The sequence below is a fragment of the Paenibacillus sp. FA6 genome (assembly GCF_051550225.1).
Lineage (GTDB): Bacteria > Bacillota > Bacilli > Paenibacillales > Paenibacillaceae > Paenibacillus_AQ.
Map to the genome: position 1 here is coordinate 426128 of NZ_CP188820.1, position 17051 is coordinate 443178.

A 17051-nucleotide genomic window follows, 5' to 3' on the forward strand; every position below is an offset into this window, starting at 1 on the left:
TAGACGGATGGTTCAAATCTCTAGCGCCTGGCTCTTGCAATTGCAGATGTTCAGGCGCTTTAGGTTTGTGTACCGTTCCACTTTCTGTATTGAAAGTCCTAGAAATAACGGAGCTTGACGATCGGAAGAAAAAAGGAGTATATTCGTGATAAATAGAAGTGGGTAGTGATTTTTACTTTCATATGATTTGAAACCGCTTTCAAATAAAAGCGGTGAAACTAGTATACCTATGACAAGGATGATTCTATGTTGATGAAGTCGAGAGGGAGTTTCCTTAGTCGAATAATAGTGGCGAACGTCGTTGTTTTTATTTTCACGATTATTATGGTTTCCGTCATTAGTTATTATTACAATACGCAGATTATCGATAAGCACACGTCGGATACGTACCAGCAATTGCTTTCGCAAACCGATTATAATATCGAGACCTTATATGAGAGAGTTTTTCAAATCGGCGAAGAGTTTCTCAATGACACGGAAATCATTAAGGGACTTTATTCGAATGAACTGAGCCCAGCTGATTCCATAAAGGTTGCCACGCGAATAAATGATGTAGTGAATTTGAACTCTTTTATTAATTCGGTCTATTTGTACAATGGAATTACGGGGAGGTTTATCCACTCGATCCTTAAGGACATCGATATCCGAACGATTGATAAAGAAGCTCTGGCATTAATCGATGTACGCAAAACGATGAACAAAATGACATTTCTCCCACATACACAGAGATATACCTATCGATCCAAAGTCTATAACGACGATATTCTTTCTTTAATATTTACCTACTCGGGAGCGAAGAATGGCAATGCGATCTTTATAAACTTGAAACTGGACGCCATTCGGGATCTATTCAATAAAATGGAAGGCTCCGATTACTCAAACTTTATTATTGTAGATAAACATGGGCTGAATATTATTAACGGCAAGCATCCAGATCTATTCATGCAAGACAGTAAGGATCAGACATTTATTAACAAGGTTATTCATTCTACTGAAAAAACCAATAACTTTATTGCTAACATATCGGGTGAAAAGTCATTAATCACTTCGATTTACAATGACAAACTGGAATGGTATCTGATTCATACAACTGACTATGCCTATCTTTCCAAGGACAGCTTCAACGTGCTGAAAAATATCATTATCGGTGCTATCATCATTCTATTTATAAGTATCGCTGCAACTATTTTTATTCTTAATAAAATTTATATGCCCTTTGGTCAGGTCATTAGGATGATCCGATTCAGTCATCCCTATGAGCCCAAGGCCGACCATTACGACGATGTTCAATATGTTAGTGAGGTTTTCAAGGGACTGATTAGTCAAGTGACTACGCTGGAAGATTCAGCTGTGAAGGATCGCAACAAGCTGAAGGAAGGGTTTCTCAAAGACTTGCTCAATAATGAAGGCCGTATCGATCAAAGCGAGCTGGAGAATAACTTTAGCAAGCTGGGCGTTCAACTGAAGCCTACTCATCTTCGCATTCTTGTGATAGGGATGGAAGGGGAAGGCGCAATAGTTGAGGGGGAAATAGACGCTAGGAGAGCTCTTGTAAAGGATGCTATGTATGAACTGGCACTTCGGATATTCCCTGCTCATAACGATAATGGACTGGAGAGAATAGAAATAGGCAATCATTCCTTAGTTCTATTAATGAATGATCATGAAGGCAATCCGATAGAAGATCAATTAAACGGGTTTATCTATCAAGTCGAGAAATTCATGAGCATTCAAGTGAAGGTAGGGGTGGGCATACATGTCAATATGGCCCAATCCTTATCGCGATCTTTTGAGACGGCAAAAGAAGCACTACAGTATAAGTATGTAAGAAGCAATGAAAGTGTATTTTACTATGATGAAATTCAAGCACGGTTAAAGAAACAAGTAACTAATCCCATGAAACTCGAACAGGCTCTAATGAACCAGCTAAAGATGAACAACTTGGAAGGTGCTCAGGAGGAAGTTGGCGAATTATTCAAGGAGATCAGAGGCTGCTCGATTAAGGAAATATTCGAGATATTAAGAAGAATAGGCGAGAAATTGGATACCGAGTTCAAGGATATCGTAGACTTTTCTCCACTGTATGTAAGTTTTCAGAAGGATTCGCTGGTAGACATTATGACTAGCTTTGTTTATATCGAACAAGTAAACGAATTTTACCTAGAGCTGGTTGATTTTATTATTCGCGAATTAAAAGGGAACAGGTATAGAGACAGCAATGTAATCGTCAAAAATGCTTGTGAATTCATCCAAAATAATTACAGGAAAGGCGATCTATCCGCTGATGCAGTAGCCGCTTCACTCCAAATCTCGGTTCCCTATTTCAGTAAACTATTTAATGAGAACATGAAGGTTACATTCTCAAACTATGTAACAAACTTACGGTTGAATGAGGCAGAAGAGTTGCTCCTTCATACGCCTTTAAGAATTAAGGAAATAAGTGAGAATATCGGTTTCTTGAATAGTACCTATTTCATTACCGTTTTTAAGAAAAGACATGGGGTATCCCCCAATCAGTTTAGACAAATGAAAAAGAATAATTAGAGCAAGAGTAGCGTAATAGGAAGGATAAAAATAGGTAAAGGAGGTAGATAACGTATGACTAATCCGATTTATGAAAGATTGCTGCCTGCTCCGGTAAATGGGGGCTATCGTGAGGATGATCATTATATCTGGTGCGGGTCCTGTGTGCGGGGGGAGGATGGACGCTATCATCTGTTTGCTTCCCGATGGAGTAAAGAGCTAGGATTTGGTGTGAACTGGCTGTTTAACTGCGAGATCGTGAGGGCATCCAGCGAGACTCCCGAAGGGCCCTATCGATACGAAGAGACGGTGCTTGGAAGGAGAGATAGAGCTTTTTTCGATGGGATGAACCAGCATAATCCCTATATCCAGCAATGGAACGGAACTTATTATCTCTATTATATGGGAACTACCTACGGCGGACCGATTCCGGGTCCGGGGGAATCGATCCCATCTGAACGAGGAGCCGAAGTTTGGAATAATAAGAGAATTGGTCTAGCCGTATCACAATCCGTATACGGACCGTGGAGAAGAAAGAGTACACCTTTGCTGGAGCCTCGTCCGGGGAAGTGGGATTGCACTATAACCACGAATCCTGCGGTCACGATACTACCAGATGGAACGACCTATATGATATACAAATCAAGGGAGTATGCCGGTTCTACGCTACAATTGGGCGTTGTCATAGCAGATCATCCCGAAGGGCCATTCCGGCGTCTGACAGATGATCCAATCTTGAATTTCTCCGATCCAGATCTGCATGTCGAAGATCCTTATTTATGGCATGCCGATGGTTTATTCCATCTCCTTATGAAGGATGATCTAAAGAACGGCAGCAGCGGCCTGACGGGAGAATGGGGAGCCGGGGTGTATGCGACAAGCGAAGATTGCATCCATTGGAGCATCCATCCGAGTCCCAAAGCATACTCGCGTATGGTGAAGTGGGATGATGGCACGCAAAGCGAGATGTGTAATTTGGAAAGACCGTATTTATTATTCGAAGATGGCGTTCCGACGCACTTATTTGCCGCTACAGGCACGGGGGAAGGACCGTATCGTTTCGATCATACTTGGAACATGGTTATTCCGCTGTCAACCACGCAGGATAAATAATACAAAGCGCAAGTTAAGTCGGATATGACATGGGAGGGTTTCACAAAGATGATCCCGCGTTATATACGCGTGAATGTTTTCAATAAAAAGACGATCTTGATTTAAAAATTACCCTATAGAATAGACATTTTTAAAATGTCTATTCTATAGGGTAATTTTCTGTATAACGAGAAAAGACATACTGTTGGAATGATTTACTCAAAGCTGAGAATGAATTACTAAAAAAGATCGAATTGGCAGAGAGAATGATGCGGAAGAACTCAAAATAAGGGCAGAAGGGAAGTTCCAACTGATTCAAGCCGTTGTCACGTAATACAAGCTAAAAAATATAGTCAGGTTTATATGTTAAGTAGCTGGTGTATGGTGATAGGATGCTCGATAAATAAAATGACCTTCTTCAAAAGCCTGGTTTTTTTAGAATGCGGCTGTGATGCCGTTCTTTTATGTATTAAATGGCGCCCTTGACACATGTATAATTCCTAGTAAGGATGGAATCAAACACTATTACTGTATTTATAGTAATTTAGCAGATTGGTTGTTAAGACAGAGGTCACCGAGTTTCTTAGTACATTTTATTTAAATAAAGGTTGTGTGGAGTCTTTTCTAGTGGGTGTCGACAACTATAGTATATCATGATATATTATTATGTATATTATGAAAAATGAGAGTCAGGAGGTAATGACAATCATGGGTGAGACAACGTCTTCTAAACCGATGTATGAGAAAATATTTGACGAAGTGAAGCAGCGTATCGTTACCAAAGCCTATAAGCTTGGAGAGCGCGTTCCCTCCGAGAAAGAGCTGGCTGAAGCCTATAGTGTAAGCCGCATCACCAGTAAGAAAGCACTTGAGATGCTTGCTACCGAACAATTGATTGTTCGAAAGCCGGGAAGAGGCTCGTTTGTTGCCGATCCTAGTATCGATTATATAGAATCAGCGTCTCCATTAGCCATAAATACTGGTAGGACGGCTTCGACCTCGATGAATCATAAAGAGAAGATGATTGGGCTGATCATTACAGACTTTGGCAACAGTTATGGAACAGGATTGATCTATGGCATGGAGCAGGCTTCACGTGATAATGACTGCTTCCTAGTGCTGAGAAGAACATTCGGCATCCCGGAGAATGAGGAACAATCCATTCAGAAACTTCTCAACTTGGGAGTGGATGGGCTGATTGTGTTTCCCGCGCAGGGCGAGTATTTCAATGCGGAAATCCTTAAATTGGTTATCGGGCGTTTCCCGCTTGTCCTGGTGGATCGGCATTTGAAAGGAGTTGCGGCTGCTTCAATCAGTTCCGATAATATGACAGCTGCACTCAAAGGCACGGAGTATTTGTTCGATCTTGGACATACGCATATTTCATTTCTTTCGCCGCCACCTGTGGATACGACGGCGGTTGAGGATCGAATAGAAGGTTTTATACAGGCTCATGCCAAGCGGGGAATCGTGGTTGATCAGGAGCTTTGGGTCAGTGATTTGACCTCAACTCTGCCGAATTCCTTTAATGATGAGAATATTGAGCGTGATATCTCGCGGCTTGTTGCCCATTTGCAGAATAACCCCTCGATAACGGCACTGTTTGCTATCGAATACAACATTGCGCTACTGGCGAAGACAGCTGTGGAACGGCTTGGCTTAAGGATACCGGATGATATCTCGATTATTTGCTTCGACAGTCCGCCCACGCATCTCGGGGGAGGTTACCCCTTTACCCATATGTGGCAGAATGAACAAGAAATGGGTAGAATTGCTGTGGAGAATGTGCTTAGTATTATGAACGGGCATACCGTCCCCAACAAAGTAATGCTTGAAGCCAAGCTGATACCTGGTGAATCGACTGGCTCAGCCAAGCAATCACGCGACATTTAACTATTTGTTGCGCTATGAAGATAAATCGAGATCCGTTTCGTTTTGAAAAAACCTGTCTTCATCGATAGGTTTTTTTTCTTTCTCATTTGCTTGTGTTGTCATATTACTCTAACAGATATCATAATAGTATATTATTATTATTTGAAAAACATATTGACATATACACACCATACTAATATACTAACTTTTGAAAGCGCTTCATAATAAAATGAAGATTGGGGGGTTCAAGCTGAATTCAACGAGAGAAATATCAGGAACTATAAATGTTCTAGTGGCCCGCGTTCGTGATAAGCTGGTCGATCGTCCGAAATTAGTAGGGATGTTGGAGGAATGCTTGTCGAATACATGGAATGCGACCATAAAACGTAATCCAGATGGTACGACATTCGTCATAACCGGAGATATTCCGGCGATGTGGTTACGTGATTCTGCAGCTCAGGTTAGACCGTACCTAATGCTTGCTTCAGAGGATGAAGAGATAGCGGATATGATTCAAGGGCTTGTGGAGCGTCAATTTGCATGTATCCAGCTTGATCCTTATGCCAATGCATTCAATGAGACAGCCAACGGAATGGGACACCAAGAGGATAAAACTGAGATGAAACCATCGATATGGGAACGGAAATATGAAATTGATTCACTTTGTTATCCCATTCAGCTGAGCTATCTACTCTGGAAAAATACTGGCCGTATTAGTCAATTTAATGAGACCTTCGTGACTGGAGTAAAGAAAATTATAGATTTGTGGATCAAAGAACAGAATCATGAGAGCGATTCGGATTACCGTTTTCAGCGAATGGATTGTCCACCTACGGATACGCTGGTTCGTGAAGGCAAAGGGACTTTGACAGCTTACACGGGGATGACCTGGTCAGGCTTCCGCCCTAGTGATGATGCCTGCGAATACGGTTATCTGATTCCTGCCAATATGTTTGCGGTTGTTGTTCTGCGGTATGTGTGTGAAATCGCTCGTGAGATTCTGGGTGATCGTGAATTGGAAGTAACTGCGAAGCGGCTCTCGGAGCAAATCGATGAGGGGATACAGCGGTATGGCATCATAGATCATCCGGAATTTGGATCTGTCTATGTTTATGAGACGGATGGGCTTGGACATGTGAATGTTATGGATGATGCCAACGTTCCGAGTCTGCTCTCCATTCCCTATCTAGGCTATACGAGTGCAGATGACCCTATTTACAAGAACACCCGCAGGCTTATCCTTAGTAAAACGAACCCTTATTTCTATGAAGGCACGGTAGCTTCAGGGATTGGCAGTCCTCACACGCCAAGTCAATACATTTGGCATATATCTTTGGCGATTCAGGGGATGACTTCGACAAGCGAGGAAGAGCAGGGGAATCTAATTACTTTGATGGAACAGACCGATGCAGGAACGGGCTTTATGCATGAAGGTTTCCATGTGGATGATCCAGGGAAGTATACGAGACCTTGGTTTTCCTGGGCAAATATGATGTTCTGCGAGTTCTTATTGATGCACTGTGGAATTAGCGTTAAACGAAGCTGAGTTTCGTAACAATCAAGAATCATAAAAAACTCTTAAGGGGATGAAAAAATGAAGAAATGGCTGGTTACGTTGTTTGCGCTGGTTATGATTACTTCTGTTGTAGCGGGATGCAGTGGTAATAATGGGGCTGCTAGTAAAGGAAACACCGGAGAGACTGGAAGTAGTGGGAACAGCAAGAAAACGGAAATCACCTTCTGGGGTGACTGGGGTGGAGAAGGTCAGAAGCAATTCGAGACTATGGTCGATGCTTTTAATAAATCGCAGGATAAAATTCATGTTAAATATGTGCTTCAGCAGGATATGATAACTAAATTCCTGACCTCAGCCACCAATGGCGGAGCACCTGACGTTCTCTTCTGGGATCGCTGGCGGACTTCGCTTTATGCACCCAAGAACGTGCTTCATCCAGTTGATGAATACTTGACTCGTGATAACATTTCTAAAGAGGACTTTTATAGTGAATCACTGACGGAACTCTCCTATGATGATAAATTATACGGATTGCCGCTTACGGTTGATGCTCGGGCCCTGTTCTATAACAAGAAGCTACTGGCGGACGCTGGACTTCAGCCTCCAACGACATGGGATGAGCTCGAGGTAGCTGCCACGAAGATGACGAAGTGGAATGGTAATAAACTCGAGACAGCTGGCTTCTCATTAGGTGATCTCGGATTGTTCAATATGTATCTTCAACAGGCAGGCGGTCAAATGTTGACTGAGGATGGCAAGACCAATTTCAATAATGAGCAAGGTAAGCAGGTGTTGGAGTTCTGGGATCGGCTCATGAACAAGGATAAAGTTTACAAGGTCGGTTTTGAGTCGGGACTTGGCGAAGGGCAGGATGCCTTTGTCACTGGTAAAGTCGCCATGCTATATTCTGGTCCGTGGATGCTCAGCACCTACAATAAGTACGGCAAAGACCTAGATTATGGTATCGTTCCGCCTCCAGTAGGTCCGAATGGTGATAAAGGTAGCGTAATGGGCGGATTTGGTCTGGTTATTCCGGAAGGTTCGAAGCATCAGGACGAAGCTTGGGAATTTATCAAATGGTGGACAGCCAACAAGGATAACGCCTTGCTATGGGCTAAGACTAGTCTTAATATGCCTGGTTTCAAGCCTGCCCTAGAAGATCCATTCTTCAAGGATGATCCGCAGTGGCAGCCATTTATGGAAACATTGGAGTTCGCGAAGATCCGTCCTGCTCATCCAGGGTACTCCGTTATGGAGACGGATGCGCTAGCACCGAATCTTCAGCTTAACCAACAAAATAAGCTAAGCATCGAAGACACATTGAAGAAATCTCAGGAGCAAGGCGACAAAATGCTCAAGGATAATGAGGTTATGAAGTAATACGCAAGAAGCCATGAGGGAGGTTGCACCTCCCCTTTGCAAGCGGACAGGAGATAATTAACCTTAAACAACAACTGTATTGATAAAGAGGGGGGAGTTGGATGGCTTCTATCAGAAAGATTGAGAGGCATCAAGCCAGGACAGCATATTTATTCATCACGCCTACAGTGCTGCTGTTTGCGGTATTTACGGTGATCCCCGTTGTGATGGCGCTATATTTAAGTTTCACGAACTACGATGTGCTCAGTAGATTCGATTGGATTGGGTTTGATAATTACCGCCGGTTGATTGAGGATGACCTGCTGTGGAAAACATTCCAAAACGTGTTTCTGTATGCCGTTATATTTGTCCCATTTAATATTCTTATTTCGTTGCTTCTAGCAAGCTTACTGAACAGGGCATGGCGTGGGGTTAAGGTGTTTCGCACACTAAATTATCTGCCCACGCTTACGTCAGCTGTAGCGGCAGCAACGGTATGGATCTGGATGCTACATCCGGAATTTGGTCTAGTCAACGGAATGTTGTCCTTTGTTGGAATTACAGGTCCAGCTTGGACGTCGGAGACGGGAACAGCAATGCTGTCGATTATTATGCTTACTTTATGGCAGTCGGTCGGCTCTAATATGATTATTTATTTGGCAGGGCTACAGGGAGTCCCAGATTATCTCTATGAATCGGCACGACTCGATGGTGCCAATAAAGTCGATTGTTTCAGGTATATTACGTGGCCACAGCTTCGGCCGACAACATTTCTGGTGAGCACAATGGCAATTATCGGGGCGCTACAGTTATTTGATCAGGCGTTTGTACTCACGCAGGGGGGACCGGCCAATATGACTAAGACGCCGGTGTACCTGATATATCAGCAGGGATTCAATCAGCTTCAAATGGGTTATGCATCCGCGCAGGCATTTGTACTTGCTGTGGCAATTCTCATCTTTTCGTTGATTAATATGCGAATAACGAAAGCGGAAGAGCCAATTGTATAGAGAGGCTTGCCAAGGAGAAGGGGGCTCAAAGGAATGGACATTAGAGGAAATTATAAGCTGAAGCGGAGGCTAAGCACATCCATTTATTATATAACTTGTGTCGCCATCGCTATCGTTATGTTCCTACCGTTTTACTGGAGTGTAATGACATCGCTAAAGCCAGATGAGGAAATATTCGCAATGCCTATCAAGTGGTTTCCTACGCATCTGACATTCGAGCATTATCGCAAGGCATTTACAACGGTTCCGTTCGCTTTGTTCTTCCGGAACTCGCTAGTTCTCGCCGTATCTGGCGTGTTGGCGAATCTATTCTTCGGCTCACTCAGTGGCTATGCTTTTGCGAAGTTGAATTTTAAGCTAAACAAATCGATCTTTCGCGTGCTACTGGCAGCTATGATGATTCCTGGCATTGTGACAATGATTCCTACGGTATTCGTCATGCGCCATATTCCGCTCTTAGGGGGTAATGATATCTTCGGAAGCGGTGGCATAGGGCTGATGAATTCGTTCTGGGGCATTATTTTACCAGGTGCTTCAGGGACGTTTGCAGTGTTCTTCATGAGACAGTTTTTCCTGACACTGCCCAGCGACATGATGGAAATGGCCCGGATCGAGGGTTGTGGAGAATTCAAGATTTTCTGGCGTATTTACTTGCCTTTGACGAAGCCAGCGCTTGCAACACTAAGTATCTTTACTTTTCAGGCGGGCTGGAACAGCTTTCTGTGGCCGATGATTGTGCTGAATGATCCGGAAAAGGCAACCATCCAGATGGGGCTACAAGCTTTCTCTTATAATTTTCAGACTGATTACGGGCCAATGATGGCTGGTGCGCTTGTGGCAGTTCTACCAATTCTTGTGCTGTTCCTTACACTACAGCGTTATTTTGTGCAAGGTATTGCGTTCAGTGGTACCAAAGGCTAACGATTCTTATACCAATACCAATCAGGGAGATGATTGAGTTGATAAGGTCTAGTAAGAAAGTATCGATATTCTTAAGCAGTATGCTGGCCATTGCACTTCTGGTAACGCCATTTGGCGGGCATCACCGCGCATCTGCTTTTACAGCGGCAAATGCCGATACGGCTATGAACGGATTTATTAATACCTTTTATGATTCGACAGCCAAATATTTCTATACCAACAGCGACCATCTCATCCATTCTGAGCATGCAAGTGGTCCGGATGGTGGGTTATATACTGATTTCTGGTGGGAGGCTCAACTGTGGGAGACGGTGATGGATGCGTATCAACGAACCGGTAGTAGCACATACCGAACGATGATCGATGATATTTATACTGGGTTCAACGCGAAATATCCAGATATGATGGTTAATGATTTTAATGATGATTTGGGCTGGTGGGCTTTGGCTTGTATGCGGGCATACGAGTTGACAGGTACCGATGAATACCGCAACCGCGCGTCATTCCTTTTCGATCAAATATGGAGCGACTGGGACACAACTTATGGTGGAGGTATTTGGTGGAAACGAGACGGTACATCACCACAGAAGAATATGGCCACGAACGCGCCGATGATCATGACCGCCATCAAGTTGAAGAATGCGACGGGGAACTCCGACTACTTGACGAAGGCACAGACGATGTATACCTGGATCCAAAGCAAGCTTGTCTCCGGTAGCAAGTTGAATGATCATATTGAAGGAACGGGCTCAGGGACTGTTGTGGATTGGGACTTCACCTATAATTATGGAACATTCCTCGGCGCTGCATTGGCTATGAATCAGGCAACTGGCACGAGCTCTTATCTGAGCGATGCTAATAACGCTGCGAACTACGTGATTGATAAGATGACGTTGTCTTATTCCTTACTGTATGAGGGCGAAAATGACGCACCCGGCTTCAAGATGGTTTTTGCCCGTAACTTGAACCAGCTGCGAATCGCCACTGGAAATGCCTCATACTTGAATTTTCTGCAGCAAAATGCCACACAAGCCTTCAATCATCGTCGTACGTCTGACGACATCATCGACAGTGACTGGACAGCACCTGCACGGAGCGGGTATATCCAAAGTATAGCTGCGGCAGCTGGGGCTTCGATTCTGCAGTTTGTCCCTGCCGATAATTACATCGGAAACATCGCCGGCAATGGGATATACGAGGCTGAGAATGCGAGATTGTATGGTATCAATAATGAATCGACACATCCAGGTTTTACTGGGCGAGGCTACACGGGCGGGTGGAATACGAATAATACGCGGATCGTATTTAACGTTAACCAGAATAGTACAAGTACCAAGACGATCAGCTTCCGGTATTCCGCTGCTGCGGGTAATGCAGGACGTTATGTCAAAGTGAATGGTACGGTGGTCAGTAATAATTTATCCTTTACGGGAACAAGTAGCTGGAGCGCGTGGAATACGGTTACGTTGAACGTCGCTTTGAACGCGGGCTACAATTCGATTGAGCTTGGTTATGATACGGGCAAGGGTAACGGCAATTATTTGAATATAGACAAGATGACGGGGTTATAAGTTAAGCAAGATTACCTTCTTGAAGCATGGATGAGAGACGGTAGATTAGACACTAGGGAGAGAGAGCATATGAATCTATTGGAACTTGGCATTTGGGAGACACGGGCTGATCAGGCGCAGGAAGCGTTGGATACATTGTTTTGGAATGAATCGATCGGTATGTACAACATCGAGACCCCTTGTCCAAACGGAGAGTGCAACACGGTCTTTCATTATTGGTGGATGGCGCATGCGGTAGATGTGCTGGTAGATGGTCTGCTAAGAACAGGCGATGAACGCTATGCGATGCAACTTGCAGCTCTTCATGAAGGGCTACTTCAGCGTAATGGCGGGGTGTGGCCCAATGAGCTGTACGACGATATGGAGTGGATGGCTCTTGCTTGGCTTCGTGTTTATCAGGCAACAGGACTGAAAGCCTATAAAGAAACGGCGATCGTATTGTGGAAGGATATTCAGACCGGCTGGAACGAACATATGGGCGGCGGCATTGCGTGGCAGAAGTCACAGCTAGATTATAAGAATACTCCGGCCAATGCGCCCGCAGTTATTCTGGCAGCACGTCTGTATCAAGCATTCGGCGATCCAAAGGACCTGGAATGGGCGCATACCATCTATACTTGGCAAAAAGAGCATCTGGTAGACGCGAAGACGGGGTTTGTATGGGATGGAATGAACCGTACAGGTGATGGATCGATCGACAAGGATTGGAAGTATACCTACTGCCAAGGGGTGTATATTGGAGCAGCTGTGGAACTCTATCGAATCACGAACGAATTGGTCTATCTAGAGGATGCCCGGAGAACCTTTGCTGCGGCCGTAAGAGAACTTGCTGATGCACAGTATGGTGTGCTGCCGGATGAAGGAAATGGCGATGCTGGACTCTTTAAAGGAATTCTGATCCGCTATATGGCTGAGTTGGTGAAAGTAGATCCTGAAGCGGCGGAGCTTACCACATTCCTAGGTGCGAATGCCAAGCATCTCTGGGAGAGAGGGAAATCCGCGAATGAGGCCCTATTTGGAACAGATTGGACTTCGGCCACTACAGGTATCATCTCGCTAAGTTCTCAGCTCAGTGGTATCAAGCTATTGGAGAAGATGGCGGAGCTAAGCAAACGGATGGAATGAAGGATCATAACCCAGGAGATGTAAGCGATCTGAAGATAGATAAAAGTGAGTCTTCATTCTAAGTATAGAGAGGTGCAGACCATGACAAACAGCATAATAGCAGTGGAAACGGAAAGTTGGAAGGAACGCGCTGAGTGGTTTCAGCAATGTCTGCATCATAACTACTACAACGATGTGACTGGTATCATGAACCAATGGTACCCCCAGGAGAACAATAAGGCGACTGATAACTTCTATTACTGGTGGCAAGCCCATGTTATTGATGTTCTGGTCGATGCTTATGAACGAACAGGTGAACTAGCATATGCTCAGAGAATTCAGGATCTCAGTAGAAGCCTTCGTGCCTATAATGAAGGAACCTTCTTGCATAATTACTATGACGATATGGAATGGACAGCCCTTGCACTATTGCGGGCTTATAAGGCAACGGGCGCTGAGGAATACAAACGCGATGTACTGGAGTTATGGGCTGATATCAAGACCGCCTGGAACAATCATTGTGGGGGTGGGATGGCATGGAAGAAGGATCAGATCGATTATAAGAATACCCCGGCCAATGCTCCTGCTGCCATTCTTGCCGCCCGCTTGTATGGAATACTTCATGAAGAAGAGTATTTAGAATGGGCGATACGTATTTACGATTGGAACAAAGCCAATCTAGTTGATCCAGCCACAGGTTTTGTGTGGGACGGGATGAACAGAGCTGGTGATGGCAAGATTGATTACGACTGGGAATTCACTTACTGCCAGGGGGTATTCCTAGGAGCTGGCTTGGAGCTGTATCGAAATACGGGTGACAGCAAGTATCTTGAGGATGCGAAGCGAACCGCCGAAGCCTGTATGAAGCGCCTATGCGATCCGGTCACATTGATGCTTCCCGATGAAGGTATTGACGATACCGGATTGTTCAAAGGCATCCTGATTAGATATTTCGTGCAGCTGTATCAGCAATGCCCGGAGAGTGCGCGGATCAAAGAGGTGATTCTGGTCAATGCCCAGCGACTATGGGATGAAGGCTTGAATAAGCAGATCGGTCTGTGCGGGCCGTCTTGGGAGAAGGAACCGCAACTACCCGTTCAGTTGAGTGCTCAGCTCAGTGGTCTTATGTTGCTGGAGGGCGCAGCCACCCTACCAACGTAAGATGATAACATGAACTTGAGTGCTACAGCATAGCCATTACTAAATGATGAGGAATCTCTCATGTATTCAATCTTTGTAGTAACTTATCGAAAGAAAATATGCGTACGATTCAATCGTTAGAACGTGGACTAGATGAGCGGAAGAAGGAGTCTTAAAGAACAGGAACTTGAAAGGTCTGTAATAAGGTTGGAACCCGTTGACTATAGTCAACGTCCCTTGTATGTTAAAGTTAACAGTTCCCACCACGCCTCTTAACAATGCGTACCAAGGTGGGCCTTTCTATTGATGGAGGATTTTTTATGGGACAAGTACCTGTTTGGGTAGCTACTGTATATATTGAAAGAAGTCATTCCTGATCGAAATAAGTGGACAAATTTTGTGACTCGTTTGGAAGCATTACTTACTGAACATAACGGAGTTGTTGAGTTGAAGAGAATTGGATTCCCAGAGGATTGGGAGTTTATCCTAATGACGTGGAGATAATCATACTGATCTTAACGGCGGCTTCGTAGTCCCCAAACGGACATTTACCAGAATCAGATGGAATAGCAAAACCTTAAAGATTATTACATATCAATCACTTGAGCCGCGGTACCGACCATATTCGATCCATATTCCATGAAAGATCTTAAATTCCAGATGTAATTTAGTGGAATAGGCATAAAATGACGACGTTAGAGTAACGAACAATGTTTCGCATGAAGGTAGTGAAGGTGAGGCTAGAATAGATGTATAAAGTACATTTAAATAGTAGGAAAGGTTCATGAAGTAGGAATTAGTTGTAAAACCTACACCTAAAAGTGGTGAAAACGGTAATAAGCAAGGATTCAAGTAATCTAGATGTACTGTATGCAACTAAAATTAGTGTTAAAGGGGATTGACCATATCTAAGTGTACTTTATGCACCTAATAGTGAATGATGGAGGCGGAAGGTGATTATTTGTGATGGTGTTGCAGCTCATACCTGATAGCGATACAATGTATCACTATCACTATCACCGTAAACGTAAACTTCTCCACTGTATGAACTCTTTCACCAATGGCGCCGAAAGGCGTTTTTTGACACTTCAGCTATTAATAACTTGTTACATTTTATTTGAATAAAGGTTGTGTGTTCGAACATGAGACACTCTATGAGTTGGAACATGGTTACGAGATTAATATAATGAGAGTCTCTTCAAGACTGCGGAAACGGGTAGGGAATATGTAATCAGGCAAACAGGGGAGTGTGAAGTATTTCCTGAATATTAGGGCACGAAAGCAAGGTCATAAGGGATCGTTAGAGGAAGTTAGCATAAAGGGACGCGGTGGGCGAGTAGGTAAAGGTGTCTCTGGCGGCGAGGAGTCGCTTAGTTCAATGTTGTTTGCACTGGCACTACTGAAGACAATTCAGGCCAATCCAGGGTATATTATTTTGGATGAATTCGATAGAGCTCTAGATGAGAGCAGGAAATCCAATGCGTTCCTCCTATATGAGGAAGAACTCACCCGTAAGATGATCATCTTGTCTCCCAAGTCACATGAAACTGATTACCTACAACACTTTAGCGAAGCCTTCGTCGTGTATCACGATGCACGGATTCCTCAGAGTGCGGTGATTAGAATCAAGAAGAAGGAAGCAGAATGAGATGATATAAATTACTGGAGATATCGAAGTGAACAGGTTGATATGAAGGATAATAGTGAAAATAGGTTCTATTTAAGGCGGATTGGATTCCAATCCGTTTTAAATTAGTAAGCCTGTTAATTACTGTTTTTATGGGTTATCTACTCGCCCCAGTTGCATAAAGTACAACTAAATTCGACTTAATGACTCAGCAGCTTATTTTAATTGCAAAACCTACATCTAATTACTGGGAAAACCTCGTTTTTCGCCTTTCCCCCAACTATAACTGTACTTTTTACAACTATTCCCTTTCGCCCTCACCTTTTCTTCTAAATAAATGTACTTTCTGCAACTATTCAACTATTAAGTTTAAGGAGCATTGGTAATTACGTTTATGGAAGATCACCATTATCCAGTTAGTGAACAGGCGTGTTTTGTTAGTTTTATAGTATGATTAAAAAGGTCGATTATTATATTTCCGCAGAGACGGATATCGTCCTTGAAAAAGGACACCATAGCCGTTTTTACTAGTTATAAAAAACTCATACAGCTATCGGAGGAACTCTTATGTTAATTCAATTAGGTAATTTTGAAATTACGTCCGGCCAATTGGTAGTATCGGATCCTTGTTATGAACTAGATACGGCAACCATTATTATGGGTGTGTTAGACAATGTGTTAAATGGAACTTGGGTCGGTCAAGTGGAGAAGACGGAAGTGAGAGATTGGGGCGAAGCTTGTTCCAAATTAACAGCCTGTCATAGTTCGGTTGCGGAACAAGAAGAATATTTGGAATGGGTAAAGTGTTCATTTATCGTTGGTGTGGATAGTGGGCAAGCAGGGATCTTTGATATTAACAAGTATCGAATCCCTGATTCCAATGCTCCGGAGATAAGTGCGGATACAGATAGTGATTGGTATTTATCTTGTTGTGACATGACCGAGAGTGGTCATGAAGCTGGAGTTCTAGATGGCGGGGTCGTGTCACATACAGGTATGGGGGACGGTGCCTATGGGGCATATATGACCACTAATCAGCAGAATCAGATTGTCGGTGTGAAGATTGTATTTCTTAAGTCTTCAGAATTCTAGAATCCAGTCAAGTTGCCTACAATTTAATCCTACCGTATGTTCCCACACGCCATATATATTCAACAGGTCCCATTGGGAAGTGTCGTAACCAGAGTGTGCTTCCAATCATTTGAGCGATAAGAATGAGAATGGCTGATCGCGACAGCTGACACTTTGAATAGTATGAGATCTAAGGGACTCATGTCTGTGTTCACATGAACTATTTGCTCAATATTAATAAAGAT

General features: G+C 43.6%; 13 protein-coding genes and 1 pseudogene. 13 read left to right on the forward strand and 1 reads right to left on the reverse strand.

What is annotated here, in order from left to right:
• Nucleotides 1-252 precede the first annotated feature (252 nt).
• The 13 genes and pseudogenes from ACP8HI_RS01930 (at nt 253) to ACP8HI_RS01990 (ending at nt 16827) form a co-directional block, all read left to right on the forward strand.
• Nucleotides 253-2544, forward strand: coding sequence for a helix-turn-helix domain-containing protein (locus ACP8HI_RS01930; protein WP_438349470.1), 2292 nt, complete (start codon nt 253-255; stop codon nt 2542-2544).
• Nucleotides 2545-2598: 54 nt separating this feature from the next.
• A complete protein-coding gene (locus ACP8HI_RS01935) occupies nt 2599-3636 on the forward strand; it encodes a glycoside hydrolase family protein (protein WP_438349471.1) in 1038 nt (345 codons plus the stop codon).
• Nucleotides 3637-4323: 687 nt separating this feature from the next.
• A complete protein-coding gene (locus tag ACP8HI_RS01940; protein WP_438349472.1) occupies nt 4324-5508 on the forward strand; it encodes a GntR family transcriptional regulator in 1185 nt (394 codons plus the stop codon).
• Nucleotides 5509-5716: 208 nt separating this feature from the next.
• The gene (locus ACP8HI_RS01945; protein WP_438349473.1) at nt 5717-7033 is read left to right on the forward strand and encodes a glycoside hydrolase family 125 protein; all 1317 of its coding nucleotides are present in this window, start codon (nt 5717-5719) and stop codon (nt 7031-7033) included.
• A 48-nt stretch (nt 7034-7081) separates the two neighbouring features.
• The gene (locus ACP8HI_RS01950) at nt 7082-8383 is read left to right on the forward strand and encodes an ABC transporter substrate-binding protein (protein WP_438349474.1); all 1302 of its coding nucleotides are present in this window, start codon (nt 7082-7084) and stop codon (nt 8381-8383) included.
• Nucleotides 8384-8484: 101 nt separating this feature from the next.
• Nucleotides 8485-9372 (forward strand): carbohydrate ABC transporter permease, encoded by an 888-nt coding sequence (locus ACP8HI_RS01955; RefSeq protein WP_438349475.1) that lies wholly within the window; start codon nt 8485-8487, stop codon nt 9370-9372.
• Between the two features lie 33 nt (nt 9373-9405).
• A complete protein-coding gene (locus tag ACP8HI_RS01960; RefSeq protein ID WP_438349476.1) occupies nt 9406-10293 on the forward strand; it encodes a carbohydrate ABC transporter permease in 888 nt (295 codons plus the stop codon).
• A gap of 38 nt (nt 10294-10331) precedes the next feature.
• Nucleotides 10332-11864 (forward strand): glycoside hydrolase family 76 protein, encoded by a 1533-nt coding sequence (locus ACP8HI_RS01965; RefSeq protein WP_438349477.1) that lies wholly within the window; start codon nt 10332-10334, stop codon nt 11862-11864.
• 69 nt (nt 11865-11933) lie between these two features.
• Complete coding sequence (locus tag ACP8HI_RS01970; protein ID WP_438349478.1) at nt 11934-12989, forward strand: glycoside hydrolase family 76 protein; 1056 nt, start codon at nt 11934-11936, stop codon at nt 12987-12989.
• Nucleotides 12990-13070: 81 nt separating this feature from the next.
• Nucleotides 13071-14129 carry a glycoside hydrolase family 76 protein gene (locus ACP8HI_RS01975; protein WP_438349479.1) on the forward strand — a complete coding sequence of 353 codons (1059 nt, stop codon included), beginning with the start codon at nt 13071-13073 and terminating at the stop codon, nt 14127-14129.
• 336 nt (nt 14130-14465) lie between these two features.
• Nucleotides 14466-14612 carry a hypothetical protein gene (locus ACP8HI_RS01980; RefSeq protein WP_438349480.1) on the forward strand — a complete coding sequence of 49 codons (147 nt, stop codon included), beginning with the start codon at nt 14466-14468 and terminating at the stop codon, nt 14610-14612.
• Nucleotides 14613-15345: 733 nt separating this feature from the next.
• Nucleotides 15346-15756, forward strand: a pseudogene (locus tag ACP8HI_RS01985) (chromosome segregation protein SMC); the annotation flags it as partial.
• Nucleotides 15757-16302: 546 nt separating this feature from the next.
• Complete coding sequence (locus ACP8HI_RS01990) at nt 16303-16827, forward strand: DUF4241 domain-containing protein (RefSeq protein ID WP_438349481.1); 525 nt, start codon at nt 16303-16305, stop codon at nt 16825-16827.
• 16 nt (nt 16828-16843) lie between these two features.
• Here the strand turns inward: ACP8HI_RS01990 and ACP8HI_RS01995 are convergent, their stop codons facing one another.
• The gene (locus tag ACP8HI_RS01995) at nt 16844-16996 is read right to left on the reverse strand and encodes a DUF418 domain-containing protein (protein WP_438351678.1); all 153 of its coding nucleotides are present in this window, start codon (nt 16994-16996) and stop codon (nt 16844-16846) included.
• Between the last annotated feature and the right edge of the window lie 55 nt (nt 16997-17051).